This is a genomic window from Spirulina sp. CS-785/01 (genome assembly GCF_028330525.1).
Lineage (GTDB): Bacteria > Cyanobacteriota > Cyanobacteriia > Cyanobacteriales > Spirulinaceae > JAQMSD01.
The window spans coordinates 1-2,758 of the sequence record NZ_JAQMSD010000197.1 but is presented as its reverse complement, the minus strand read 5'-3'; the positions used below and the strand labels follow the sequence as shown (position 1 = coordinate 2,758).

General features: G+C 51.4%; 2 protein-coding genes. Both read right to left on the bottom strand.

The window, feature by feature from the left end:
- Positions 1-229: 229 nt before the first annotated feature.
- Entirely contained in the window at positions 230-2,524 is a 2,295-nt protein-coding gene (purL, locus tag PN462_RS12840; RefSeq protein WP_272128665.1) for a phosphoribosylformylglycinamidine synthase subunit PurL, read from the bottom strand.
- A gap of 54 nt (positions 2,525-2,578) precedes the next feature.
- On the bottom strand, positions 2,579-2,758 hold a 180-nt coding region (locus PN462_RS12835; protein ID WP_272128664.1), incomplete at its 5' end, for a hypothetical protein.

Sequence of the window (2,758 nt, the reverse complement as noted above, 5' to 3'; positions counted from 1 at the left end):
GCGTTTACACTTGGGTGTGATGACCCTCTCAAGGTAGCCTACCTTTTTACAGGATTTATGGCTGAGTCTGCACGCTCGTCCCTTTCTAAGTCAACAAAAATTGAACAATGTCAATCAATGTCTAGCTTTTAACGAGCGGTGTTGTAGAGTCTGCCATGTCAACATAACCTCCTGATGCGTGTCGTCAATGATAGTATTGAGTGAACCCCCTGCGGTTAGTTAGGGGAGTTCACGACCCAGATAAACGGCGAAGAATCGCACCCTCCCACGGCTCAACCAATGCCTTCATTGTAGCCACTAAAACCGGAGACTCCTCCCCCGTTACAATTTCTAACATCTCCCCTTGAACTTGTCCCAATTTTGTCCAATTTTCCCCCAACTGCTCTTGTAAATAGGCTTCCCATTCCCCTTGTTTTGCAGGAGAAATCGACACCAGAATACGACTCGCTGCTTCCCCAAATAACGCCTCATCCCAGCGTAACTCGCCATTCTCTAACTGTATCTTAGCCCCTCGTTGTCCTCCAAGACAACATTCCGCCAACGCAACTGCTAAACCCCCTTCGGCACAGTCATGGGCTGAATTTACCCATCCTTGTTGAATTCCCCCCCGACAAGCCATTTGTACGCTGCGTTCTAAATTAAAATCCACCACAGGCGGTTTCCCGGCCACTACATCATGCACCACCGCTAAATATTCCGAACCGCCCAAAGTTGCGCGATTTTCCCCTAATAAATAAATTAAATCCCCCTCATTTTGCCACCCTTGGCCACAAACCTGCGTCACATCCTCCACTTTCCCCACCATACCGATAACCGGAGTGGGATAAATGGCCTGGGGAGTCCCTTCAGCATCTAAGGTTTCATTGTACAGAGACACATTCCCCCCCGTGACGGGAGTTTCTAATGCCTCACAGGCCGCCGCTATCCCCGCACAAGCGTTGGCCAGTTGCCAATAGCCCACGGGTTTTTCTGGACTGCCAAAGTTAAGATTATTGGTAATAGCCAAGGGTTCAGCACCCACGCAGCTTAAATTGCGGGCTGCTTCCGCAACGGCAGCTTTGGCCCCTTCGTAGGGGTTCAGATAAACATAACGACTATTACAGTCTGTGGTGGCAGCGACGCCTCTCTGGGTGGTGTGACTGCCCTCTTGAGGCCGTAAGCGAATGACGGCTGCATCTGCACCCCCTGGTAAAATAACGGTGTTATTTTGTACTTGATGGTCGTATTGCCGATAAACCCATTGCTTAGATGCCAGGGAGGGACTATCGAGGAGTTGTAATACAATATCGCTCCAGTTGCGCTGATTTCCTTGTATGAGGATACCGTCCTTGGTGCAGGGGGGGAGACTACCAACGCTCCATTCCCACGCCTTCTGTGCGTATTCTGGCGGCTCTGAGGGCGTTTCTCGTGGGTAGATGGGGGTATTGTCTGCGAGGGCGGTGGCGGGGATTTCGGCGGCGATTTCCCCTTGGTGGAAGATGCGGACGAGGGGTTCGGTGATTACTTTTCCGGCAACCACGGCCTCTAGTTCCCAACGTTTGAAGATGTCGATGAGTTCCTGTTCTCGTCCTTTTGCGGCCACAAAGAGCATCCGTTCTTGGGACTCCGAGAGGAGGTATTCGTAGGGGATCATGCCGCTTTCTCGCACGGGAATTTTATCTAAGTCCAGTTCTATTCCTACGCCTCCATTGGCGGCCATTTCTGAGGTTGAACAGGTGATTCCGGCGGCCCCCATATCCTGTGCGGCTACCACTGCCCCGGTTTTGAAGGCTTCTAGACAGGCTTCTATGAGGGATTTTTCTAAAAATGGATCGCCCACTTGTACTGCCGGGCGATCGCGCTCTGATTCATCGGTCAACTCAGCACTGGCAAAACTCGCCCCTCCCAAGCCATCCCGCCCCGTGGTTGATCCCACATATAACACGGGATTTCCTTCGCCGGAAGCCCCAGACTTGACAATTTCTTCAGTTTCCATTAGACCAAGAGCCATGGCATTAACGAGGGGGTTGCCGGAGTAAGCGCGATCGAAATACACCTCACCCCCCACCGTCGGCACACCGACACAATTCCCATAGTTGCTTATTCCTTCCACCACCCCATGAAAAATGCGTCGCGTGCGGGCATTATCCAGCGTCCCAAACCGCAGAGAATTTAACACCGCAATAGGCCGGGCCCCCATCGTGAAAATATCCCGTAAAATGCCCCCAACCCCCGTTGCAGCCCCTTGAAACGGTTCAATGGCCGAGGGATGGTTATGGGATTCAATCTTAAACGCTAACCGCAGGCCATCCCCCACATCAACCACCCCGGCATTTTCCCCCGGCCCCACCAGCACATACTTACCTGTCGTAGGAAACTGTTTCAGCAGGGGCCGAGAATTCTTATAACAACAATGTTCACTCCACATCACCCCAAACATCCCCAACTCCGCTTTATTGGGGTGACGGCCTAACCGTTGGACAATTTCGGCGTATTCTTGGGCTTTAATGCCTTCTGCGGCGATTTCTTGGGGGCTACAGGACATGATAGATTTGGGATAGGGGATAATGGATAATTGTCCGGGTTTCAGAGTCCCTTGTCAATTGCCAAGCTCAAGACCATGCTTAATGCTGAACAATACCGCTCGTTGAAAGCTAGACATTGATTGACATTGTTCAATTTTTGTTGACTTAGAAAGGGACGAGCGTGCAGACTCAGCCATAAATCCTGTAAAAAGGTAGGCTACCTTGAGAGGGTCATCACACCCAAGTGTAAACGC

Bases quoted from the DNA above. Each gene is read 5' to 3' on its own strand.
- purL (WP_272128665.1), bottom strand. From the start codon at position 2,524: ATGTCCTGTAGCCCCCAAGAAATCGCCGCAGAAGGCATTAAAGCCCAA.